At 71.8% G+C, this 23,340-nt stretch carries 19 protein-coding genes; 10 read left to right on the top strand and 9 right to left on the bottom strand.

From position 1 onward, the window contains the following. On the bottom strand, positions 1-502 hold a 502-nt coding region (locus QP119_RS05915; RefSeq protein WP_284774424.1), incomplete at its 3' end, for a DedA family protein. Between the two features lie 302 nt (positions 503-804). On the opposite strand from QP119_RS05915, the gene fbaA reads away from it, so the two are divergent. Next, complete coding sequence (gene fbaA, locus QP119_RS05920) at positions 805-1,839, top strand: class II fructose-bisphosphate aldolase (RefSeq protein ID WP_284774425.1); 1,035 nt, start codon at positions 805-807, stop codon at positions 1,837-1,839. A 127-nt stretch (positions 1,840-1,966) separates the two neighbouring features. Next, positions 1,967-3,145, top strand: coding sequence for an FUSC family protein (locus QP119_RS05925; protein WP_284774426.1), 1,179 nt, complete (start codon positions 1,967-1,969; stop codon positions 3,143-3,145). Between the two features lie 25 nt (positions 3,146-3,170). On the opposite strand, the gene QP119_RS05930 is transcribed toward QP119_RS05925, so the two are convergent. Continuing rightward, the gene (locus QP119_RS05930; RefSeq protein WP_284774427.1) at positions 3,171-4,103 is read right to left on the bottom strand and encodes a hypothetical protein; all 933 of its coding nucleotides are present in this window, start codon (positions 4,101-4,103) and stop codon (positions 3,171-3,173) included. 136 nt (positions 4,104-4,239) lie between these two features. Here QP119_RS05930 and QP119_RS05935 point away from each other — a divergent pair, with 136 nt between their 5' ends. Beyond that, positions 4,240-5,529: an adenylosuccinate synthase gene (locus tag QP119_RS05935; protein ID WP_284774429.1), complete on the top strand. Its 1,290-nt coding sequence runs from the start codon at positions 4,240-4,242 to the stop codon at positions 5,527-5,529. Positions 5,530-5,567: 38 nt separating this feature from the next. Here QP119_RS05935 and QP119_RS05940 read toward each other — a convergent pair whose 3' ends face one another. Beyond that, complete coding sequence (locus QP119_RS05940; RefSeq protein ID WP_284774431.1) at positions 5,568-6,806, bottom strand: amidohydrolase; 1,239 nt, start codon at positions 6,804-6,806, stop codon at positions 5,568-5,570. A 53-nt stretch (positions 6,807-6,859) separates the two neighbouring features. Here QP119_RS05940 and purT point away from each other — a divergent pair, with 53 nt between their 5' ends. Then, a complete protein-coding gene (gene purT, locus QP119_RS05945) occupies positions 6,860-8,083 on the top strand; it encodes a formate-dependent phosphoribosylglycinamide formyltransferase (RefSeq protein WP_284774433.1) in 1,224 nt (407 codons plus the stop codon). A 32-nt stretch (positions 8,084-8,115) separates the two neighbouring features. Here purT and QP119_RS05950 read toward each other — a convergent pair whose 3' ends face one another. Then, positions 8,116-8,631 carry a GNAT family N-acetyltransferase gene (locus QP119_RS05950; protein WP_284774435.1) on the bottom strand — a complete coding sequence of 172 codons (516 nt, stop codon included), beginning with the start codon at positions 8,629-8,631 and terminating at the stop codon, positions 8,116-8,118. 177 nt (positions 8,632-8,808) lie between these two features. Between QP119_RS05950 and QP119_RS05955 the strand changes: the two genes are divergently transcribed. Then, entirely contained in the window at positions 8,809-9,939 is a 1,131-nt protein-coding gene (locus tag QP119_RS05955; protein ID WP_284774436.1) for a LacI family DNA-binding transcriptional regulator, read from the top strand. 30 nt (positions 9,940-9,969) lie between these two features. On the opposite strand, the gene QP119_RS05960 is transcribed toward QP119_RS05955, so the two are convergent. Continuing rightward, positions 9,970-11,331 (bottom strand): FAD-dependent oxidoreductase, encoded by a 1,362-nt coding sequence (locus tag QP119_RS05960; protein ID WP_284774438.1) that lies wholly within the window; start codon positions 11,329-11,331, stop codon positions 9,970-9,972. A 458-nt stretch (positions 11,332-11,789) separates the two neighbouring features. Here QP119_RS05960 and pta point away from each other — a divergent pair, with 458 nt between their 5' ends. Together pta and QP119_RS05970 are read left to right on the top strand one after the other, a co-directional pair. Next, positions 11,790-13,190, top strand: a complete 1,401-nt coding sequence (gene pta, locus QP119_RS05965) for a phosphate acetyltransferase (protein WP_284774440.1) — start codon at positions 11,790-11,792, stop codon at positions 13,188-13,190. A 2-nt stretch (positions 13,191-13,192) separates the two neighbouring features. Continuing rightward, a complete protein-coding gene (locus QP119_RS05970; RefSeq protein ID WP_284774442.1) occupies positions 13,193-14,386 on the top strand; it encodes an acetate kinase in 1,194 nt (397 codons plus the stop codon). A 48-nt stretch (positions 14,387-14,434) separates the two neighbouring features. Here QP119_RS05970 and QP119_RS05975 read toward each other — a convergent pair whose 3' ends face one another. Genes QP119_RS05975 through QP119_RS05985 form a run of 3 tightly spaced genes read right to left on the bottom strand, consistent with a single transcriptional unit; the run spans position 14,435 to position 19,451 of the window. Beyond that, the gene (locus QP119_RS05975; RefSeq protein ID WP_284774444.1) at positions 14,435-16,927 is read right to left on the bottom strand and encodes a serine/threonine protein kinase; all 2,493 of its coding nucleotides are present in this window, start codon (positions 16,925-16,927) and stop codon (positions 14,435-14,437) included. Further along, positions 16,924-17,964 carry a glutamate ABC transporter substrate-binding protein gene (locus tag QP119_RS05980; protein WP_284774446.1) on the bottom strand — a complete coding sequence of 347 codons (1,041 nt, stop codon included), beginning with the start codon at positions 17,962-17,964 and terminating at the stop codon, positions 16,924-16,926. Before QP119_RS05980 ends, QP119_RS05975 begins: the two co-directional genes overlap by 4 nt. Then, entirely contained in the window at positions 17,961-19,451 is a 1,491-nt protein-coding gene (locus QP119_RS05985) for a hypothetical protein (RefSeq protein WP_284774449.1), read from the bottom strand. Before QP119_RS05985 ends, QP119_RS05980 begins: the two co-directional genes overlap by 4 nt. A 73-nt stretch (positions 19,452-19,524) precedes the next feature. On the opposite strand from QP119_RS05985, the gene QP119_RS05990 reads away from it, so the two are divergent. The 3 genes from QP119_RS05990 (at position 19,525) to QP119_RS06000 (ending at position 21,909) form a co-directional block, all read left to right on the top strand. After that, a complete protein-coding gene (locus QP119_RS05990; protein ID WP_284774450.1) occupies positions 19,525-20,049 on the top strand; it encodes an NUDIX domain-containing protein in 525 nt (174 codons plus the stop codon). 103 nt (positions 20,050-20,152) lie between these two features. After that, positions 20,153-21,151, top strand: a complete 999-nt coding sequence (locus QP119_RS05995) for an ABC transporter ATP-binding protein (RefSeq protein WP_284774451.1) — start codon at positions 20,153-20,155, stop codon at positions 21,149-21,151. Then, a complete protein-coding gene (locus QP119_RS06000; RefSeq protein ID WP_284774453.1) occupies positions 21,148-21,909 on the top strand; it encodes a multidrug ABC transporter permease in 762 nt (253 codons plus the stop codon). The genes QP119_RS05995 and QP119_RS06000 overlap by 4 nt, the downstream gene beginning before the upstream one ends. 39 nt (positions 21,910-21,948) lie before the next feature. On the opposite strand, the gene QP119_RS06005 is transcribed toward QP119_RS06000, so the two are convergent. Beyond that, complete coding sequence (locus tag QP119_RS06005) at positions 21,949-23,334, bottom strand: Na/Pi symporter (RefSeq protein WP_284774456.1); 1,386 nt, start codon at positions 23,332-23,334, stop codon at positions 21,949-21,951. Positions 23,335-23,340 lie beyond the last annotated feature (6 nt).

A 23,340-nucleotide genomic window follows, 5' to 3' on the forward strand; every position in this document is an offset into this window, starting at 1 on the left:
GCTCACAATGAACATCCTCTCCTACGGACACAACATCCGTACAAGTTGGGTGTCCACTAAACGAGGGTAACCTCAAGGTGCGCACGACGGGCACGAAGCGGCAGATGATCACGGTGATGGGGCCGTGCTTGGCGAAGAACTCGTGGGACTGGGCCAGGTAGGCCTGCTTGAAGATCCGCCCGTCCGGGCGCTTCGAGAGCGCCTCGCCGAACTTGCGGCCGATCCAGTAGCCGGACTGGTCGCCGAGCAACGCCGCGCACATGCAGGCGGCGATCACGGCCCACAGCGGGGCGAAGGAGTCGGGCTGCACGGCGAGCATGCCGCCGGTGAACAGCAGCGAGTCGCCCGGCAGCAGCGGGAAGAGCAGACCGGACTCGATGAAGACGATCAGGGCGATTCCGGGCAGGATCAGACTCCCGAAGGGGCCCGAACCGCTGAGCAGGTACATGGGGTCCATCCAGGTCGGTCCGAGGGCCACGGTGGTGACGAGGGCGTCATGCATGGCAAGAACAGTACGCCCGCAAGCCCTCTTTTCCCCAGCGCAGCACGGTCAAAAGCGGCCGACCGGGGCGGACACGGTCGGGTATGACGAACACCACAGCCGGGCGTGGCGCGACGTCGGCAAGCCCCCTGCCTGTACCGGAATGCCCGGATATGCCCGACCGTGTGGCATTTGCTGTGTGGTCGGGCGGCGAAAACGCGCGAGACCTGGCATACTGGGAGCAGCGAACGGGACCGGACAACCGTCGGGGCCCGTGCGGAAAAAGACCACCGTCCAGAGGCACCTTTTGGGAGGAAGCTTCAATGCCCATCGCAACCCCTGAGATCTACAACGAGATGCTCGACCGGGCCAAGAAGGAGGGCTTCGCCTACCCGGCGATCAACTGCACCTCCTCGGAGACGATCAACGCCGCCCTGAAGGGCTTCGCCGAGGCGGAGTCCGACGGCATCATCCAGTTCTCCACCGGCGGTGCCTCGTTCGGCTCCGGCCTGGCGGTGCAGAACAAGGTCAAGGGCGCCCTGGCCCTCGCCGCCTTCGCGCACGAGGCCGCCGAGAACTACGGCGTCAACGTCGCCCTGCACACCGACCACTGCCAGAAGGAGGTGCTCGACGAGTACGTGCGCCCCCTGATCGCGATCTCCCAGGAGCGCGTCGACCGCGGCGAGCTGCCCCTGTTCCAGTCGCACATGTGGGACGGCTCGGCCATCCCGATCGACGAGAACCTCGTGATCGCCCAGGAGCTGCTGGAGAAGGCCCACAAGGCCAACATCATCCTCGAGGTCGAGATCGGTGTCGTCGGCGGCGAGGAGGACGGCGTCGAGGCCAAGCACGGCGCGAACCTCTACACCTCCCCGGAGGACTTCGAGAAGACCATCGACGCCATCGGCCACGGTGACAAGGGCCGCTACCTGCTGGCCGCCACCTTCGGCAACGTCCACGGCGTCTACAAGCCGGGCAACGTCGAGCTGCGTCCGGAGGTCCTCAAGGAGGGCCAGCGCGTCGCCGCCAAGAAGCTCGGCCTCGACGCCGACGCCCAGCCCTTCGACTTCGTCTTCCACGGCGGCTCCGGCTCCGAGAAGGAGAAGATCGAGGAGGCCCTCGACTACGGCGTCATCAAGATGAACGTCGACACCGACACCCAGTACGCCTTCACCAACCCGGTCGCGCGCCACATGTTCGCCAACTACGACGGCGTCTTCAAGATCGACGGCGAGGTGGGCAACAAGAAGGTCTACGACCCGCGTTCCTACATGAAGAAGGCCGAGCAGGGCATGTCCGAGCGCGTCATCGAGGCGTGCCAGGACCTGCACTCGGTGGGCACCACCCTGAGCAAGTAAGTCCCGCGCCGAGCGTCGCTTGATCGCGCCAGCGCCCCGCCCCCGCGTCCCGCACCTTCGTGCGGTGCGCGGGGGCGTCTTCGTGCCCGTGTGATGACGGTAACGCGAGGGGCCTATCCTGGGGTACATGGCAAAGGAGCGTCTCAACACCCTCGACCGGCTGCGCACCGTGGACAAGTCCCTGGCCAGCCGGATGGGCCGGGTGTGCAAGCGCTCCTGGGCGATCACCCAGCAGGCCGTGGCCGCCGGCACCTCCTACTGGGCGGCCCAGGAGGTCTTCGGCCACCGCTTCCCGTTCTTCGCACCGATCGCCGCGATCATCATCCTCGGCATGACCGGCGGCGACCGCCTGCGCCGCGCCGTCGAGATGTCGCTCGGCTGCATCGTCGGCGTGGGGCTCGGCGACCTGCTCGTCCCGCTGCTCGGCTCCGGGCCCTGGCAGATCGCCGTGGCCGTGGCCTGCGCGCTGGTCTTCGGCTCCTTCATCTCGAAGTCGCCGCTGGTCAACAACCAGATCGCCATCGGCGCCATCCTGATCGCCACGATCATGCCGCCCGGCGGGATCACCCCGGCCGGCACCGGCGGACCGGACCGCATGATCGACGCGGTGATCGGCTCGACGGTGGGCATCCTCGTCATCGCGATCCTGCCGGACAATCCCTTGAACGCCGGGCGCCAGGAGATCTCCAAGGTCATGGCGATCGCCTCCTCAGTCCTCGACGACGTCGCCGAGGCGCTGCGCAGCCGCGACGCCCGCAGCCTGGCCAACGCCCTGCAGGCCGTGCGTGACACCCAGGGCGACATCAATTCGATGCTCGACTCGGCGAAGGTCGGCCGCGAGGCCTCGACGCTCTCGCCGCTGATGTGGGGCTCGCGCCGGCGGGTGCGGTCGCTCGAGCGCATCCTCGGGCCCGTCGACAACGCCGTGCGCAACGTGCGCGTGCTCGCCCGGCGCTCGCGTGTGCTCACCGAGGACGGCGACACCGTCTCCGACGAGCAGATCGAGATCATCTCCGAGCTCTCCGGCATCCTGCTCAGCTTCTCCGAGCTCTACGAGCGTGGCGCCGAGGTCTCCGAGGCCGTCGAGATCCCCAACATCGTCAACCAGCTGCGCCGGCTCGGCGCGCGGGCCAACATGTCGCTGGTGAAGGGACGGGTCCTCTCGGCGCACGTGGTGCTGGCCCAGACCCGCTCGATCATCGTGGACCTGCTCGAGATCTGCGGGATGTCGCGGCCCTCCTCGCTGGCCGTGCTCGCGCCGACCTCGCGCACCCCGGCCTACCCGCCGGAGGTCTGGGACGAGTAGGGCGCGGGGCTCGCGTCCCGTCGGCTTAAGGCCTGACGATCTGCAGGTCGCGCATGTGGCGGTAGAACGTCGCGCGCTTGACCGGTCGCTTGGCCGGTACCCCGTCGACGGTGACCAGGATGTCGCGCCCGCCGGACTGCACCGCCCGGCCGGTGCGCAGGCTCGCCTCGTCGACCTCGCCGTGCGGGCGCAGCGCCCCGCGCAGCCTCGCCAGCGGCCCACGGCCCGTCTCGGCGGGGGAGTAGGGCGTGGTCAGCACGGCGGCGACGATGCCCGGGGCGTCGGTCATGGGCACCAGGCGGGCACCGAACAGGCCACGCCGCGGGGGCTTCGCCACCCGCGGCCGGGAAGAGGAAGTCCGCGCCCGGGAAGAGGAAGTCCGCGGCCGGGAAACGGGATCCTCGCCCTTGCGGAAGAGGATCGTCGCGTTGTCGACGATGATCTCGCCGGTGTACTCGCCGTGGGCGAAGTCCTCCAGCAGCGCCGAGCCAGCCACCGCCAGGCCCCGGTCCGAGCGGATCAGGGGCGCCGGGTTGACCGCCCCGTGCACCGCCAGCGGGAACGCGCCCGCGCCCACCGGCAGCGCCCAGTTCGTCGCCGCGGGCGACGGCTCGACCGGCACGTAGCCGAACTCCACCCACAGAAAGTCCGCCCGCATGGCACGGGTGAGCACCGCCGACAGGGCGGCGTCGGAACCCACGACGACCACCCGCAGGGCGTCGTCGATGAAAGGCGCCTGGGGTGCCGGCCCCGGGGCGCCGAGGTGGCGGACGTCGGGACGCGCGGCGATCTCATCGAGCGACGGGGTGGGATCCTCCGGGAGCACGGCGCGGGCGGCGGCGTCAAGCACGCGCAGGTCGCCGCGGGCGGGCACCTGCGGCAGGTCGAGTACCTCGGCACCCGCCGGGGCGTTGAGCCCCTGGGCGGCCGGGCCGCAACGGAGGATGAGCACACGCATGGACAGCATTCTAGAGCTGGACGTCGGACGGGTAGAATAATCGCCTGGACGGGCGCGGGAACCGCGTGCCGCGCCGCACTCACGCCACCGTGAGCAAGCACCCAGAACCCAGACCCGAGGAAGTGGACATTCCGCCATGGCAGCGATCGTGATCGTCGGCGCCCAGTGGGGCGACGAAGGAAAGGGCAAGGCCACCGACATCCTGGGCAGCCAGGTCGACTACGTGGTCAAGCCCAACGGCGGCAACAACGCCGGCCACACCGTCGTCGTGAACGGCGAGAAGTACCAGCTCAAGCTGCTGCCGGCCGGCCTGCTCTCCGAGAACGCCATGCCCATCCTGGGCAACGGCACCGTGATCAACCTCGAGGCCCTCTTCGAGGAGATCGACGGCCTGGAGGCCCGCGGCGCGGACGCCTCCCGCCTGCGCATCTCCGCCAACGCCCACCTCGTCGCGCCGTACCACCGCACCCTCGACCGGGTCCAGGAGCGCTTCCTGGGCAAGCGCGCCATCGGCACCACCGGCCGCGGCATCGGCCCGACCTACTCCGACAAGGTCGCCCGCGTCGGCCTGCGCGTCCAGGACGTCTTCGACGAGTCGATCCTGCGCCAGAAGATCACCTCCGCGCTCGACGTGAAGAACCAGATCCTGGTCAAGCTGTACAACCGCCGCGCCATCGAGGCCGAGGAGATCGTGCAGTACTTCCTCAGCTACGCCGACCGCCTGCGCCCGATGGTCATCGAGGCCGAGTACGAGGTCAACAAGGGCCTCGACGAGGGCAAGAGCGTGCTCATGGAGGGCGGCCAGGCCACCATGCTCGACGTCGACCACGGCACCTACCCCTTCGTGACCTCCTCGAACCCGACCGCCGGCGGCGCCTGCGTCGGCTCCGGCATCGGCCCGACGCGCATCACCTCCTCGCTGGGCATCGCCAAGGCGTACACCACGCGCGTGGGCGCCGGCCCGTTCCCCACCGAGCTCTTCGACAAGTGGGGCGAGTACCTGCAGGTCACCGGCGGCGAGGTCGGCGTGAACACCGGCCGTAAGCGCCGCTGCGGCTGGTACGACTCCGTGGTCGCCCGCTACGCCACCCGCGTCAACGGCTTCACCGACCTGTTCATCACCAAGCTCGACGTGCTCACCGGCATCGGCGAGATCCCGATCTGTGTGGCCTACGACGTCGACGGCGTGCGCCACGACGAGATGCCGCTGACCCAGTCCGAGTTCCACCACGCCGAGCCGATCTACGAGACGATGCCCGCCTGGGAGGAGGACATCACCGGCTGCCGCACCTTCGAGGAGCTGCCCCAGCGCGCCCAGGACTACCTGCACCGCATCGAGGAGCTCTCCGGCTGCCGTATCTCGTACGTCGGCGTCGGCCCGGGCCGCGACGAGACCATCGTCATCAACGACGTGATGCAGAGCTAGCTCGGGCCGGCTCTGCCGGGGGCTCGGGGGCTAGGGGGTCAGCTCAGCAGCCAGGGGGACGCGGCGACCAGGATGGCCTGGGAGCCGCGGTCCAGCGTCGGCTGGAGATCGGGGGCGAAGCCGGGGTTGTGGTTCGCGGGGGCCTTCTCCGGCTCCGCGAAGCCGCCCAGGCCCCAGTAGCAGTACGGCACGCCGAGGGCGTCCGGGATCACCGAGAAGTCCTCGCTGGCCGTCGCCGGGTCGAACTCCACGGTCGGCAGGTGCGCGGCGAACGCCTCCTGCACCGTGGCGGCCGTCTGCGCGTCGTTGTCCGTGAGCGGGTAGACGTCCGAGTACTCGAAGGTCGGCTCGCCGGGCATGCCCGCCGCCGCGCACTCGGCGCGCACGATGCGCTCGATGGCCTCGTGCAGGTGCTTGGCGACGTCCTCGTCGTAGGCGCGGGTGTTCAGCTTCAGCGTGGCGTGGTCCGGGATCACGTTCGCCGAGTCGCCGGCCTGCACCGAGCCCACGGTGACCACCGCGAAGGTGCCCGGGGCCAGCTCGCGCGAGACGATCGTCTGCAGGCGCGTCACCGCCGCGCACGCCGTGACCACCGGGTCCTTGGCCAGGTGCGGCATCGAGCCGTGGCTGCCCGCGCCCGGGATCGTCACCGTGACCGTGGTCGCCGTGGAGAGCACCGGGCCGGCCGCCGCGCCGACGGCCCCGCCCGGCAGCGTGGTCAGCACGTGCTGGGCCAGCGCCACCTCCACGTCCGGGATCTTCTCCGCCAGGCCGTCCTCGACCATGGCGCGGGCTCCGGCGGCGCGCTCCTCGCCGGGCTGGAAGACGGCGACCATACGGCCGTGCCAGGCCTCCGGGTGCTCCACCAGGGCGCGCACCGCGCCCAGCAGCGCAGTGGCGTGCACGTCGTGGCCGCAGGCGTGCGAGCGGCCGCGCTCCGGGTCGGCCGCGTAGTCCTTGCCGGAGTCCTCCGGGACCGGCAGGCCGTCGAAGTCGGCGCGCACGAGCACCGAGCCGCCGTCGGGGTTCTCCGGGTTCTCCACCACGGCGACCACGCCGGTGCCGCCGATGTGCAGCGGCTCCAGGCCGAGCGCCTCGAGCTCCTGCGCGATGCGCGTGGAGGTCTCGTGCTCCTCCATGGCCACCTCCGGGTGGCGGTGGAACCACTTGTAGAGCTCCTCGCGGTCCGCGCGGATGGACTCGAGGGCGTCGAAGAGGGCGGCCAGACCGCGGTTGTCCCCGGCGTCTGGTTCGGTGGGCGAAGTGGCGGTGTCCATGGCCGCGACGCTACCCCTCGGGGCGGGGTGGTCGCCGGGTTAGACTTGCGGGCATGAGTGCACCTGAGTCGATCGGCACGCCGCTGAGTCCCGGCGCCACCCGCGTGATGCTGCTGGGGTCCGGGGAGCTGAGCAAGGAACTGGCCGTCTCCTTCCACCGCCTCGGGGTGGAGGTGCACGCCGTCGACCGCCGCGAGGGCGCGCCCGCCCAGCAGGTCGCCCACGTCGCCCACACCGTCGACGTCACCGACCCGCAGGCCGTGGCGGACCTGATCCGCCGCGTGGACCCGGACTTCATCATCCCGGAGATCGAGACCATCGCCGTCGACGTGCTCGAGGCCGCCGAGGCCGCCGGTGCCGCCGGCGTGGTGCCCAGCCCGAAGGCCGTGCGCCTGGCCACCAACCGCGAGGGCCTGCGCCGCATGGCCTCCGAGGAGCTGGGGCTGCCCACCACTACCTACCAGTTCGCCTCGGATCTGACCGAGTTCGAGGTCGCCGTCGGCTCCGTGGGGTACCCGTGCGTGGCCAAGCCGAACGTGGACGGGCCGGACGCGCGTCCGAATCAGCGCATCGAGGCGCCCGAGGACGTCGAGTCGGCCTGGCGCGCGCTGACCGAGGGCGCGGGGGACTCCCGCGTGATCGTGGAGCGCCTGGTGGACTTCGACGCGGAGATCACCATCATCGCCGTGCGCTCGGTGGACCCGGAGACCGGGCGGATGGCCACCTGGTTCTGCGAGCCGCTGGGCCACCTCTACCGCGACGGGGCCTTCGTCGAGTCCTGGCAGCCGATGGCCGTCAACCCCGCCGCACTGGACAACGCCCGCTCGGTCGCGGCCCGGGTGACGGGCGCGCTCGGCGGGCGCGGGGTGTTCAACGTCAAGCTCTTCGTCGAGGGCGAGGACGTCTACTTCTCCGAGGTGGTGCCGCGGGCGCACACCACGGGCCTGGTCACGCTGGCGACCCAGCGCTTCTCGCAGTTCGACCTGCAGGCGCGCGCCACGCTGGGCCTGCCGGTGGACGCCACGCTGGTCTCCCCGGGCGCCTCGAGCGCGATCCTCTCGCCGGTCGAGGCCGAGGCGGTGCGCTTCGAGGGCCTCGCGGAGGCGGTGGCGGTGCCGGAGTCGACCGTCGAGCTCTTCGGCAAGCGCGGCGCGACCGTCGGCCGGGCGATGGGGGTGGCGCTGGCCACCGCCGAGGACGTCGCCACGGCCCTGGACCGGGCGCGTGCGGCGGCGCAGGCGGTGCGCATCGTGCCGCAGGAGGGCGGCAGGCTCTAGCGCCTGCCCGAAGGGGGGACTGGGCCGCGAGCCTAGGCCGCGGCGTCGAGGGCCTTGACGGCCTCGGCGATGGTGGCCGGGGTGGCCGTCATCGGCAGGTGGGCGACACCGGAGTCGTCGAACTCCGCGCCGCCGGCGGTGAAGCCGAAGCGCTCGTAGAAGCCGCGCAGGTGGCTCTGGGCGTCCAGGCGCACGGTGCGGCCCGGGAAACGCTCGGCTGCCAGGCGCAGGGTCTGCAGCAGCAGCTCGGAGCCCAGGCCCTCGCCGCGGTGGTCGGCGGCGGTGGTCAGCCGGCCCAGGTGGACCGTCTCGTCGCCGTCGGCGCCGGGGTAGAGGCGGGCGCAGCCGACGAGGGCGGCGTGGCCGTCCTCGGACTTCCGGGTCCAGGCCAGGACGTGAAAGGTGGTGTCCATGGCGTCGGTGTCGTCGATCTCGGCGTACGGGGTCTGCTGCTCGTGCACGAAGACGTCGACGCGGAGCTTGTAGAGCTGGTGCAGCTCGACGGGAGACATCTCCCGGAGCGCGGAAACCGCGAAGTAGTTGGTCATGGCGGGGAAGCATAACCCCGGCGCGTGCCCGCCCGGAAATCGCTGTGACCGATTATTTGGCCTCCGCGCCGCTATGCCACGCCTCTCAAGGGGTCGGCGGTGTCGCCCGCGCTCCCTCCGCGCCGATCGGCGTGGATGCGTCCCCGGGGCATATGGGCGCGGACTAACCTGGGGAGAATGAACTCCCGCCGCCCGACGCTCGCCCAGGTCGCCAAGGAGGCCGGGGTCTCGCCGGCGACCGTGAGCCTGGTGCTCAACAAGCGGCCGGGCACGCGCATCTCCGAGGCGACCGCGCGCCGGGTGCGCGCCGCCGCCGACAAGCTCGGCTACCGGCCCGACCCCACGGCCCGCTCCCTGCGCACCGGCCGCTCGCTGACGGTCGGCTTCGTCTCCGACGAGGTGGCCACCACCCGTTTCGCCTCCGCGCTGATCCGCGGCAGCATCGACGTCGCCGAGCGCAGCGGCAACCTGGTGCTCATCAACGAGTGCCCCTTCGACGCCGAGCGCCTCGAGCGCGCCGTCGGCGGGCTGGTCTCCCGCCGCGTCGACGGCATCATCTTCGCGCTCATGCGCTCGCGGCACGTCACGGTGCCGCGCCTGCCGGATTCGCTGAAGGCCGTGATCGTCAACGGCACAGCGACCGTCGCCGGCACCGACTGGCAGCTGCCCGCTGTGCTTCCCGACGAGCCCGTGGCCGGACGTAGGGCGGCGGAGTGCCTGCTGGCGCGTGGTCACCGCCGCATCGCCCTCGTCGGCCGCAATGACGAGATGCTCGACCCTTCCGTCTCGGTGTGCGTCCCGGTGCGCATGGCGGCCGTCGACTCCGCGATGGCCGAGGCCGGACTCGACCTGACCATGGAGGTCCAGGGTTCGGTCTGGGAGCCGCCGCTGGGCGCGCGGGCCTTCGAGCGGGTACAGGCCTACAACGTGGAGCACCCGCAGGCGCCGGTCACCGCGGTGATCGCGGGCAACGACCGCATCGCCTTCGGTTTCTTCCAGGCCGCCGCGCACGCCGGGGTGCGCATCCCCGAGGAGATCTCCGTGATCTCCTTCGACGACGAGGTGCTGGCCTCCTACCTGGACCCGGGTCTGAGCACGGTGGCCATCCCGTACCTCGAGATGGGGCGGGCGGCCACGGAGCTGGTGCTCGAGCCGCGCAAGCTGCGCGGACGCAAGCACACCCGCACCGGCGTGCAGATGGCGGAGGCCCGGGCCGCCGCGGCGGCCTTCCCCGGCCCGGTCGGGGAGGCCTACCTGGTGGACATGCCGCTGGTGGAGCGGGAGTCCGTGACCTCGGTCAGGGGCTGAGGGGCGCGGGGCGCACGCCCCGCGGCCGGGCTACTTGTCCTGCGGACCGGCGTGGGCGACCATCTCGTCCCACTCGACGATCTTCTTGCGTTCGCGGCCCTCGGCCTCGCCCAGGGCGCGCTCGGCGGCGTCCAGGCGGTGCCAGCCCTCCCAGGTGGTCACCGCCAGGCCCTTGCCCTCGAGAAAGGCGAGCACCTCGGCCGGGTCGGTGGACTCCGGCTCGGCGAGCTTGCCGGCGTTGTAGTCCTCCAGCAGCATGCCGGTGGTCTCCTTGGCGTCGGACTTGGTGTTGCCGATCAGCCCCACCGGGCCGCGCTTGATCCAGCCGGTGGTGTAGAGGCCCGGCACGGCGGCGCCGTCCTCGTCGACGACGTGGCCGCCGTCGTTGGGGATCACGGCGCGCTTGTCGTCGAAGGGCACGCCCTCGACGGCGTCGGAGCGGTAGCCCACCGCGCGGTAGACGGCCTGGACGGGCCAGACGGTGAACTTGCCGGTGCGGGTGACTCCGCCGTTGCCGTCGAGCTCGGTGCGCTCGGTCTTGAGCCCGGTGACCTTGCCGTTCTCGCCGAGGATCTCGACGGGCGACTCGAAGAAGTGGATCTGCAGGGTGTGCGGGGCGCCCTTCGGTTCGCGGATGGCGTAGTGCTCGAGGGTCTGGCAGACCAGGTCCTGGGACTTCGACTCGCGGCGGGCCTTCTCGCTGGCCTCGTCGTAGTCGATGTCCTCCGGGTCGACGGTGACCTCGATGGTGTCGGAGTAGTCCAGCTCCTTGAGCTCGAGCGGGGTGAACTTCGCCTGGGCCGGGCCGCGGCGGCCGAAGATGTGCACCTCGCGGGCGGCGCTGGCGTTGAGGTTGTCGTAGACGTTGTCCGGGATCTCGGTGACGTGCAGCTCGTCGGCGGTCTTGGCCAGCACGCGGGAGATGTCCAGGCCGACGTTGCCCACGCCGATCACGGCGACCTGCTCGGCGGAGAGGTCCCAGTCGCGCGAGAAGTTCGGGTTGCCGTCGTAGAAGCCGACGAACTCGCCGGCGCCGTGCACGCCCTCCAGGTCCGCGCCCGGGATGTCGAGCACGCGGTCGCCGGTCGCGCCGGTGGAGAAGACCACGGCGTCGTAGTAGCGCTGCAGCTCCTCGACGCTCACGTCGACGCCGACGTTGATGTTGCCCAGGAAGCGGATCTCCGGCTTCTCCATCACGTTGTGCAGCGACTTGACGATGCCCTTGATGCGCGGGTGGTCCGGTGCGACGCCGTAGCGGATCAGGCCGAACGGGGTGGGCATGCGCTCGTAGAGGTCGATGGAGACCTCCTGGCCGGACTTGATGAGGAGATCGGAGGCGTAGATGCCGGCAGGGCCGGCACCGACGACGGCGACGCGCAGGGGGCGAGACATCGTGACGTGGGTTCCTTTACTTCTTGGGTCAGTTTCCGGGGCGCAGCTGGCGCGCCCGCTTCGGTACGTGTGCTGCACCATACCCGTTGGTGGGCGGAGTTTGCACCGAGCTGTCTATAACGGCGCCCAGTCTAACCGCCGCGGCGCGGTGGGGAAACCCCCGCCGCATGTGGGCCCGCGCGCCGCCGCACCGGGGTGTGACACCAGCGTGGGGCGCATGCGCGGGGTCGACGCCGCTGCGGATGTTGGGCCGGTGTGGCGAGGGTACCCTCGGGGGTTGTCGCGTGAATGTTTCCCGCCGAGGTGCGGTCGCGGTGCCCCCGCCGCGCGGCCGGAGCGAAAAGAAAAACCAATCACGAAAAGAGCCCGCGGTGCGCTGCGCCACACTATTATGTCCGGTGCCCCGCGCCTGACGGCTCACGTCCGCAGCAGACGCCCACAGAAAGGTTGCTTCCCGCATGACTAACCCGGCGCCCTCCGCGGCCCCCTCGGCACTCCTCACCCTGGTCAACCGCACCTTCGACGGCCTGGACACCGCCGCCCTGGCCGAGTCCCTGGACCTCGCCCACGCCGACCTGGCCCGTGTGGAGCCCACCGTCGGCGCCGCGCTCGCGGCCGGGCTGACCGACTCCGGTGCCACCCTGATCCGGGGGACCGGCGCCCTGGCGCACGACGTCCGCGTCGCCGCCGCCCTCGGCGTGCCGTTGCTGCTGGTGATTGACGACGCCGCCGGCGTCGGCCGCCTCGCCGTCGCCGAGGCTGAGGCGGCCGGTGCGGTGGTCGCCGCGACCCTGACGGCCACCGAGCTCGCCGACGCCGGCCACGTGCGCGCGGCGCTGGCCGCGGTCGCTGACGACGCGAAGCCGGTCATGTCGCCGGAGGTCTTCGAGCGCCGCCTGGCCGCCCAGGCCGCCGAGGTCGGCGCGCGCATCGTGCTGCCGGAGGGCGACGACGACCGCATCCTGGCCGCCGCCGACCAGTTGCTCAAGGCCGGCGTGGCGCGCCTGACCATCCTGGGTGACCCCCAGGACGTCGCCAAGCGGGCGAAGGACGCCGGGCTGGACCTTTCGGACGCCGAGGTCGTCGACCACCGCACCGACCCGCGCCGCGAGGAGTTCGCCACCGAGTTCGCCCGCCTGCGTGAGAAGAAGGGTGTCACCCTCGAGCAGGCGCGCGAGCAGATGGACGACGTCTCCTACTTCGGCACCATGCTCGTGCACACCGGCGCCGCCGACGGCATGGTCTCCGGTGCGGCGCACACCACCGCCGAGACGATCCGCCCGGCCCTGCAGATCATCCGCACCTCCCCGGAGGCCTCCGTGGTCTCCTCGATCTTCCTGATGGTGCTGCCGGGCAAGTTGTGGGCCTTCGGCGACTGCGCGGTCAACCCCAACCCGACCGCCGAGCAGCTCGGCGAGATCGCCGTCGTCTCCGCGCGCACCGCCGCCGGCTTCGGCATCGACCCGAAGGTCGCCGTGCTGTCCTACTCCTCCGGCGCCTCCGGTTCCGGCGCCGACGTCGAGCGCGCCGTCACGGCCGTCGAGACCGCGCGGAAGGCCGACCCGCAGCTCGCCGTCGACGGCCCGCTGCAGTTCGACGCCGCCTGCGACCCGGGCGTGGCCGCCAAGAAGATGCCCGACTCCCCGGTCGCGGGCCAGGCGAACGTCTTCGTCTTCCCGGACCTCGAGGCCGGCAACATCGGCTACAAGGCCGTGCAGCGCACCGCCGGCGCGCTGGCCGTCGGCCCGATCCTGCAGGGGCTCAACAAGCCGGTCAACGACCTCTCGCGCGGGGCGACGGTGCCGGACATTGTCAACACCGTGGCCATCACCGCGATCCAGGCGGGAGGGAACCGCTAGCCATGTCGTACGCACTCGTCCTCAACTCCGGCTCCTCCTCGATCAAGTTCCAGCTGGTCAACCCGTTGGCCTCGGCCACCGAGAAGCCCTTCGTCGTCGGCGTCGTCGAGCAGATCGGCGAGCCGCAGGGCGCGGTGACCCTCAAGACGCAGGAGGGCACCTTCGCCGTCGAGCAGGAGATCCCGGACCACACCGCCGGCCTGCAGCTCGCCTTCGAGCTGATGGACAAGCACCACTGCGGCCCGGGGCAGGTCGACGTGATCGCCTGCGGGCACCGCGTGGTCCACGGCGGCATCCTCTTCTCCGCGCCCGAGCTGATCAACGACCAGATCCTGGACATGATCCGGGACCTCATCCCGCTGGCGCCGCTGCACAATCCGGCCAATATCGCCGGCATCGAGGTCGCCCGCGAGATCCTGCCGGACATCCCGCACGTGGCCGTCTTCGACACCGGCTTCTTCCACACCCTGCCGCCGGCCGCCGCGATCTACCCGATCAACAAGGACGTCGCCGCGGAATACTCGCTGCGCCGCTACGGCTTCCACGGCACCAGCCACGAGTACGTCTCCCAGCAGGTCCCCGGGCTGCTCGGCCTGCCGCCGGCCGCGGTCAACCAGATCACCCTGCACCTGGGCAACGGCGCCTCGGCCGCCGCCATCCGCGGCGGGCTGGCCGTCGACACCTCGATGGGGCTGACCCCGCTGGCCGGTCTGGCCATGGGCACCCGCTCCGGCGACATCGACCCGGGCATCGTCTTCCACCTCTACCGCAACGGCATGTCGATCGACGAGATCGACAACCTGCTCAACAAGAAGTCCGGTGTCAAGGGCCTGGCCGGGGTCAACGACTTCCGCGCCTTGCGCGACATGATCCGCGACGAGGACGAGGACGCCTGGACGGCCTACAACGTCTACATCCACCAGCTGCGCCGCTACATCGGCGCCTACATGGTCTCGCTCGGCCGGGTCAACGCGATCACGTTCACCGCCGGCGTGGGCGAGAACGACTCGCACGTGCGCGCCGACGCGCTGGCCGGCATGGAGACCTACGGCGTCAAGATCGACCCGGACCGCAACGCCGGCCCGAACGACGGCCCGCGCGAGATCTCCACGGACGACTCCGCGGTCAAGGTCTTCGTGGTGCCCACCAACGAGGAGCTGGCCATCGCCCGCTACGCGGTGGCCTTCGCGCAGTAACCCGCCGGCGCAGGCCCTGTTCCCGGTGGCGCGGCGTCAGCCGCGCCACTAGAACCAGGTCTCGGGGCGGACCTGGTTGGCCATGTCCACCAGCGCGTAGCGGTGCCGGGCGAAGGGGGCGTTGCGCGCCAGGCGCCGCAGCGTGTCGGCCAGCCCGGCGCGCAGCCCGCGCTGGGTGAAGGGGAACTCGAAGAGGTCGTTGGGGCTGGCGGCCGCCTCGACGTCGGCGTCGCGCAGGAAGTTCAGCCCCGCCGAGAGCACCGCGGCCTGGATCTGCAGGAAGCGCGGCTCGTTGGTGGGGATCTCCGAGAGCCGGCGGGCGGCCCGGCGCACGCGCGACTCGGTCAGCTGCCCGCCGATCAGGTGCAGGATCGTGGTCAGCTGCGCCATGCGGTGGTGCCTCGAGGCCTGCGGCAGCCGGTCCAGTGCCCGCACGGCGGTCTCCAGCTGGTTCTCCGCCATCAGCTGGCGGGCCAGGCCGAAGGCGCTGGACACCGTGGTCGGGTTGGCCGCCCACACCAGCCCGTAGAGGCGGATGGTGTGGAAGCGCAGCACCTGCGGGTCGGTGCTCACGTGCGACCAGTCGTGCGGCAGCCGGGAGACGAAGCCGCCGTTGAGCTCCTCCAGGGTGGCGTGCACGCCGGCGATCGCGCGGGCGTCGTGCGGGTCGAGAAGGGCCACGCCCGAGTAGCCGAGGTTCTGCAGGATCAGCTCGTCGACGGCCGCCAGCGCCAGCTTCGGCGCGGACTCGCCGGGCAGGATGGTCAGCACCTCGAAGAAGTGCTTCTGCGCGGTCATCAGGTCGTCGAGCAGCAGCGAGGTCACCCCGGAGTACCAGTGGAAGCGCCAGTCGTTGCCCAGGGACTCCTCGAGGCTGGCCAGCCACTCGCGGGCCTGTCCGGTGAAGCCGAGGTCCAGCATCGCGCGCACCACGCCCAGCGGGATCTCCGCGGACCGGGTGTACTCCTCGGTGTGCATCGCCTGGCGCAGGGTCTCCAGCGCCTCCTCGGGCTCGGTGTAGGAGAACCCGGACAGCAGTGGCGCGCCGACGTCGTGGCGGTCGACCAGCGGGACGGCCAGGGCACCCACGACCTCCGGGGCGGTGATCGCCGCGGAGCGTTCGGTGCCGTCGAGCAGCTGGTCGGTGCGGAAGACGACGTGCTTGGTGCCGAAGGTGCGCCGCTGCGGGGAGAACAGCGAGTGCTGGTTGGGGTGCTGCACCCCGTCGCGCAGGGCGATGATCTCGCGCAGCACCCCGTAGAGCTGGCTGCGCAGCGCGCGGATGTCGGAGAAGCGCTTCTTCGGGTCCGGGCGAGTGGCCCGCTCGAGCAGCCGGTAGTAGCTGAGGTAGCCGCGCAGCAGCGGCTCCTCCGAGGGCGAGGGGATGCCCGGGGCGAAGGCGCCGTCCTCGACGGGCAGGTCGAGGGTGAGCGCGGCGAGGGTGCGCCCGATGGTGTAGATGTCGCTGGCCACCGACGGGCCCTCGGCGGCGACCTCGGGGGCCTGGAAGCCGCGGGTGCCGTAGATGTAGCCGTAGGAGCCGATGCCGGTCACGGCCCCCAGGTCGATCAGCGTGACCTGGTCCTCGGTGGCGATGATGTTCTCGGGCTTCATGTCGTTGTAGACCACCCCGCGCACGTGCAGGTACTCCAGGGCGGGCAGCACCTGCAGGATGTAGGCGATGGCGACGTCGACGGGCATCAGCCCGCCGGGGTAGTCGCGCATCCGGTCCTTCAGGCTCGGCCCGCCGACGTACTCCATGACGATGAAGCCGCCGGGCACGCGCGGGTCGTCGATGAAGTTGAAGATCTTCACCACGCCCGGGTGCGTGATGTCCGCGAGGAACTCCCGCTCCGCGGCGGCCACGCCGGCGTCCTTGTCGCCGGCCGCCGACTGCATGCCCTTGAGCACCACCAGGCGCTCGGAGACGTTGCGGTCGCCGGCCAGGTAGATCCAGCCCATGCCGCCGTGGCCGATCACGCCGAGGATCTCGTACTGCCCGGCGACGACGTCGCCGGGCCTCAGCTGCGGCGGGTCGACCTTGGCGCCGGCGGCCTCGGGGTCCTTCAGCGCGGCCTCGGGAGGGACGAGGTCGATGAACGGCAGGGTGACCATGCCGTCGGCGACCACCCAGTCCTGCCGGCGCCGCCCGCGCCGCGAGCGGAAGGTGTCCAGTGCTTTCCGACGCGCGCGTTCCGACGCATCGCGCCTGCGCTCGGCGTCGGTGCGTGGCCGCGGCGCCCCGGCACCGCGGTTGTCGCGCATCTTGTCCAGGTCTGCGAAGAGCCCGGCGAGGTTCGCCGGGTCGACCTGGAACTCGTCCTCGTCGTCCTCGTCCTCGGCGGCGAAGGGGTCGAAGGCGACGGCCTCGGTGCCGGGGGCGGGCGCGTCGCGCCCGTTGTCCTCGTCGGTGAACGGGTCATAGGGCACGGCCTCGGTGGCCGGGCCCTCCTCGTCCTCGGCGGCGAAGGGGTCGAAGGCGACGGCCTCGGTCGCCGGGCCCTCGTCGTCCTGCTCGGAGCGGTTGCGCGGCTCGGTCACTGGGCTTCCTCCTCGCGGTAGATGGCGGGCGGGGGCGACTGGGCGGGCAGGTAGGGCCCGAACCAGCGGTCGTAGAGGCGCTGCCAGGTCCCGTCGGTGGTCACCCGGCGCAGCGTCTCGTTGACCTGGCGGATCAGCCCGGCCGCCTCGTCGGACTCATCGGCCGGGTCCTCGGGCTGGGCCATGGCCGCCCCGTAGTACTCGCGGGTCAGCGGCTCGCCGACGATCTCGGTGAAGTCGTCCTGGGCGGCGATGCCGGAGAGCATCGTGTCGTCGGCCAGGATCGCGTCGGCCTGGTTCTGCTGCAGGGCGACCAGGCAGTCCGACCAGTTGCGGGTCTTGAGCAGGGTCGCGCCCTCGGCGTCGGCGCGGGCGTGCTCGAGTCCGGTGGAGCCGTCGGCCACGCACACCGTGCGCCCGCCCAGGTCCGCCGGGCCCGAGATGCCGGGCTCCTTCTGCACCAGCAGCCGCATCTGGGCGCGCAGGTAGGGCACGGAGAAGGCCATGGTCTCCTGGCGCTCCTCGGTGATCGAGGTCGAGCGCAGCACCATGTCCACCTGGCCGGCGGCGATCGCCTCGCGGCGCTGGGCGGACTCGAGGAAGCGGAACTCCACCCGGTCCGGGTCGCCGAAGATGTCGCGGGCGAACTCGCGGGCCAGCTCCACCTCGAAGCCGCGCAGCTCGCCGGACTGCGGGTCGCGGAAGCTGAGCAGGAACAGCGACTGGTCCACGCCCACGATCAGCCGGCCGCGCTGCACGATGGTCGGGATGCGCTCGCGGGCGGTGCGCCCGTCGGGGCGCAGCGAGCCGACGAGGTTCTCGGTGCTCTGCGGGTTGGCGGCGTGCTCGCCGTAGTGCTCGACGCTGGCGCCGGCCGGCAGCGGCGGGCCGTCGTCGCGTGCCGGGGCGTGGCGCTCGACCAGGGCGGGTGGGCCCCCGGCGTCGTGGCCGCAGGCCGCGGCGCCGAAGGCCACGGCGACGGTGAGGCCGGCGGCGACGGCGCGCCGCGCGGCGTCGGAAATCTCTCTGCGCGTCACAGGTACTCCTGGAAACGGGGGCGGATGCCGACGACCACGGCGATGACCGCCCCCAGGGAGAGCAGCAGCACCGAGGCGGCGACCAGCGTGGTCGCGGCCAGGCCGTCGGCGATGTAGGAGCGCATCGTCGTGCGCGACTCGGCGATCAGTTCGGCCAGCGCGCGGTCAAGGTCGTTGAAGGCGGTGGCCGTGGTCGGCGCGCTGTCGGACTCGCGGGTGGTGTCCGTGGTCAGCCGCTCGCTGGCGGCGAAGTCGCCGGCGTTGAGCGCGCGGGTCAGCTCGCCGTGGGCGGTGCGCCACTCCTGCAGGGCGGTGCGCGCCTCGTGGACCAGGGCAGCGGAGTCGGGGGAGTCGCCGACGGCGGAGTCACCCTTCTCGACGTCGTCGAGGGCGCGGGTGATGCGCAGGGTGGCCTCGTTGAAGGGGTCGGTGCCGCCCTCGCCGAGCGGCTGGCGGCGCACCAGGGCCAGCGTCTCGGCGGTGCGGGCCTGCTGGGCCTCGATGCGCGAGGTGGTCAGCGAGTCCCAGGGGGTGGCCGCCTGGTCGAAGCCGCGCGAGCTGGCCTGCCAGCTGGCCAGGTTGGAGGCGCTGACCCACAGGATCGCCACGACGATCATCGCGGTGGCCGCCAGGAAGCCCTTGTTGAAACGGCGGCGGGTGCGCCGCCACAGCCACCACTGGGCGGCGGTGAGGAAGGCGACAGCGGCCAGCAGGCCGGACAGGGGCACGAACTGCGGGCGGGTCAGCTCGGCCTGGGCGCGGGCGACCTCGGCGCTGGTGTGGTCGAAGAGCTCGGCGGCGGTGGGCAGGATCTCGTCGCGCAGCAGCGCCGAGGCCGTGGCGGCGTACGAGAAGGCCACGGGGTTGCCCTGGCGGTTGTTCGCCCGTGCCGTCTCGACGAGTCCGGTGTAGACGGGCAGCTCGCGCTGGATGGTGGCGATCAGCTCGGCGGCGCGGCTGTCCTCGTCGCGGATGCCGGCGGCGACCTCGGAGGCGGCCAGCGAGGCGCCGTCGATGGCCGAGTAGTAGGAACGCAGCTCGTGGGCTGGCTGCGCGCCGGAGCGCACCAGCGAGTTCGTGGTCACCGTGTCCGCCAGCGAGAGCTGCGTGTACAGGTTGTGCGCGGCGTAGCTGGTCGGCTCGGTGACGGTGAGCAGCTCGTCGAGGTTGTCCTGGCGCGCGGCGGAGGACTGCGACATCGAGTAGCCGGCGGCGAAGATGGCCAGGGCCAGCACGATGGTCAGCGTGATCATCCGGCCCGGGGTGGTCAGGACGTAGGAGCCGATCTTGCGCAGGTAGTAGGTGGGCACCGAGAAGCCGGTGTGCAGCCACGAGCGCAGCCCGGAGGGCCGCTCGTCGGTGTCCTCGGAGACCTCGTCGAGCCAGTGGTCCTGGGTGCCCACGGGCAGCTCGGAGCGGTCGACCCGGATCTCCCGGGAGCGGCGCGACTGCCGGCCCGACCGGCCGGTCTTGGTCTCGCGGCTCATTCCTTCACTGTATCGTCTGCGCGCCGGCGGGCACACCTTTCTGCCCCGGAAGGAGGCGGCTACCCTGGGGGCCATGGACGGCGACGGCAACGGCTGGGCCGCGGGACCCGCGGGCGGCAGGCAGTGGGGCCGCTTCGGGGCGGCCGGACTCTTCCTGCTCGCGGACCCGCACGCGCCCCGGCTGCTGATGCAGCACCGTGCCCTGTGGACCAACATCGGCGGCACCTGGGCGCTGCCCGGGGGTGCCCGCGACTCGCACGAGACCGCCGTCGAGGCCGCCCTGCGCGAGGCCCACGAGGAGACCGGCATCGCCCCGGGCGACGTCTCGGTGGCTGGCGAGCGGGTGACCGCCGGGCCCTTCGACGCCGACCCGGCCCGCCCCGAGCTGGCCGGGGGCTGGACCTACACGACCGTCGTGGCCGCCACGGTCACCGGCGCGGCGCTGGCCACCGAGGCCAACAACGAGTCCCTCGAGCTGCGCTGGGTGCCGCTCGACGAGGTCGATCAGCTGCCGCTGATGCCCGCCTTCGCCGCCGCGCTGCCCGGCATCCGGGCGGCCCTTCCCGGGGTGCTGCCCGCCTGGTTCGCGGGGCAGTAGGCCGGGGGTCCGCGGGGGCGCGGGGGAGTGCGTCGGGGGATTTCCGCGGGATTGTGTGCGTGAGCACGGGAAGCCGCAAGCAAGGTGTGGCAGTCTTGTTGCCGTGATTGAAGTAGCCAACCTGACCAAGCGCTTCGGGTCCACCTGCGCGGTCGACGACTTGACCTTCCAGGTCGAGCCGGGCGCCGTCACGGGCTTCCTCGGGCCGAACGGGGCGGGCAAGTCGACGACGATGCGCATGATCGTCGGTTTGGACCACCCCACCGAGGGCACCGCCACGATCAACGGCGTGCCCTACTCCGGCCTCGAGCGCCCGCTGCACACCGTCGGCGCCCTGCTCGAGGCGCGCGCGACCCACCCGAACCGCTCCGCGGCCAACCACCTGCGCTGGATCGCCGCCGCCGGCGGCGTCCCCCGCTCCCGCGTCGACGAGGTCCTGGGGCTTGTCGGGCTCTCGGATGTCGCCGGTCGGCGCACCGGCGGGTTCTCGCTCGGCATGCACCAGCGCCTCGGCCTGGCCGCCGCCCTCTTGGGCGACCCGGAGGTGCTGCTCCTCGACGAGCCGGTCAACGGCCTGGACCCCGAGGGCATCCGCTGGGTGCGCGGGCTGATGCAGGCACTCGCCGCCGAGGGGCGCACCGTGCTGGTCAGCTCCCACCTGCTCTCCGAGATGGCGCAGACCGCCGAGCGGCTCATCGTCATCGGCCGCGGCAGGCTCATCGCCGACACCACCACCCACGAGTTCATCTCCGGGCACTCGGCGACGACGACCCTGGTGCGCTCGCCGCGCCTGGCCGAGCTCACCGCCGCGCTCGGGCAGCGCGGCCTGGCGGTCACCCCCGGCAGGGATCCCGAGGGCCGCGAGCGCCTCGAGATCGCCGACCGCACCCCCGACGAGATCGGCGCGCTGGCCTTTGAGGCCGGCGTGCCCCTCGCCGAGCTCGCCGAGCGGCGCGCCTCGCTGGAGGACGCCTTCATGGAGACCACCGGCCACGCCGTGGAGTACCACGCCGCGGCGCCGGGGCTGTCGGCGCAGAACGGGCCGGTACAGAACGGGCCGGTACAGAACGGGCCGACGCAGAACGGAAAGGCGGACCGATGAACCTGCTCAACACCGTCCGGGCCGAGATCATCAAACTGTTCACCACGCGCTCGGTGTGGTGGACCAGCGCGCTGTTCGTGCTGCTCAGCTTCGGCATCTCCCTGCTGCTGACCGTCGCCCCGCAGCAGCCGATGGGACTGTTCGTCTTCCAGATCGAGCCCTACACCGTCGTCTACGGCATCCCCTCGATCGGACTGCCCGTGCTCATCGTGCAGGCCGTGATGGTGGTGACCACCGAGTACCGCTACCGCATCCAGGCCACCGCTTACCTGGCGAGCCCCCGGCGCTGGACCGTACCGGTGGCCAAGCTGCTCGTCTACGGGGCCTTCGCCGCCGCGCTGACCTTCCTGACCGCCCTGCTGTGCCTGGGCGTGGCCAAGATCCGCGTCGGCGACTCCGCCCCGATCTACTCGATGACGGACCCCGCCGTGCTGCGCGTGCTGTGGGTGCTGCCCCTGGCGGTCTTCCTGGTCATCTGCCTCGCCCAGGGCGTGGGCCTGCTGCTGCGCCACACCGCCGGGGCCGTGGCCCTGCTGCTGGCCTGGATCCTCGCCCTCGAGGACATCCTGGCCTTCCTGCCCAAGGTCGGCCAGCGCATCGGCGAGTGGCTGCCGTTCAGGCACCTCAACAACTTCATCGCCGGCGGCAACGCCACCGGCATGGACTGGACGCAGAGCGCCTCGCTGGCCTACTTCCTCCTGTGGGCCGTGGGCCTGTTCATCATCGGCGTCGGGGTGCTCTACCAGCGCGACGTGTGAGGCTGACGCCTCACACCCGGGCGCCTGACGCGTCGCGACCTAGGCGAAGAGGAGGAATGCGCCGAAGGCGAGGAGCGGCAGCACGTAGAACGCCGAGAGCACCACGCCCAGCGCGGTCAGCCGGCTGCGGCGGGCGCGCCGGGCGCTCGTCCCGCACAGTCGGTACAGCAGCCGGCGCAGCCCCGGCACCAGCGTCACCACCAGCACCGCCGCGACGTTGAAGAAGACGTGCACCAGGGCCGCCTGCAGGCCGAAGACACCGTAGGCGCCCGGCACCGTCAGTGCGGCGACCAGGCCGCTGATCGTGGTGCCCAGGTTCGCGCCCAGGATCACCCACAGCGCCTCGGTCAGCCGCAGTATGCGCGTGGCGGCGAAGGGCAAGAGAGCCGAGACCGTCACCGCCGAGGCCTGCACGGTGGCGGTGCCGAAGAGCCCGACGCTGAAGCCGCCCAGCGGGTTCATCCCGAAGAGCCGCTCGAAGAGCGAGCGCGTCGTCGCCGCGAAGAGCACCCGCAGCTGGCGGGCCATCACCCGCAACGCCACCAGGGCGAGGATCGCACCCAGGGCGATGCACACGACGCCGTCGGTAATCTCGCCGGGCAATTGCCCGGCGAGGCCGCGTGCGCCCAGCGCGTCGACGGCCGGCTGGAAGAAGCCGACGAAGGTCACGCGCGCGTCGTCGAAGGCCTCGGTGCGGCCGCCGCCGACGGCCTCGGCGGTGACCTCGGAGATCCGCTCCAGCGGGTGGAAGGCGGCCTCGAGGATGAACAGCAGCAGCGCCGCCGAGGCGTTGAACCAGGCGTGCAGCGAGGCGGTGGAGAACGCGCGGCGGAACGCGCCGCGGTCGTCGGCGTAGGAAAACGAGGCCAGCAGCGGGGTGACCGTGGTGCCGATGTTCGCGCCGATGATCACGGGCACCGCCACCGGGACGCTGACCGAGCCGGTGGCCACCGCCGCGATGGTCAGCGCGGTGGTCGCCGTGGAGGACTGGGCGACGGCGGTGATCAGGATGCCCAGCAGAAGACCTGCCAGCGGGTGCATCGCGCGCTGCAGCAGGCCCTCGAGAGGGCCGGAGCCGAGCGTGTAGACGCCGTCAATGAGCAGGTAGAGCCCCAGGAACGCCAGCGCCAGGCAGCCGATGACGGCCGGCCAGCGTGCCAGGCGGCCCCAGCCGGAGAGCATGACCATGTCCTCGGCCTCGGGGATCTGCTTGGGGTTCATGAAGTGCTCGACGCCGAGGGGGCCGGCGGTGCTGCGTGCCATCCGGGCCGCGCGCGCACTGGCGGCGGTGGCGGAGCCGCGCCGCGGGGGAGCGGGCACCCCGCCGTGGTCGAGGCCGTGGCGGCGGTTCACGCGGGACCCGGGGAGGTCGACCACCGGCGGGACGGGTCGCGGACGCCGCTTCTCGGCGGGGCTGGGCACCACTTGCCG

It is taken from the genome of Corynebacterium frankenforstense (assembly GCF_030211955.1).
GTDB classification, from domain to species: Bacteria; Actinomycetota; Actinomycetes; order Mycobacteriales; family Mycobacteriaceae; genus Corynebacterium; species Corynebacterium frankenforstense_A.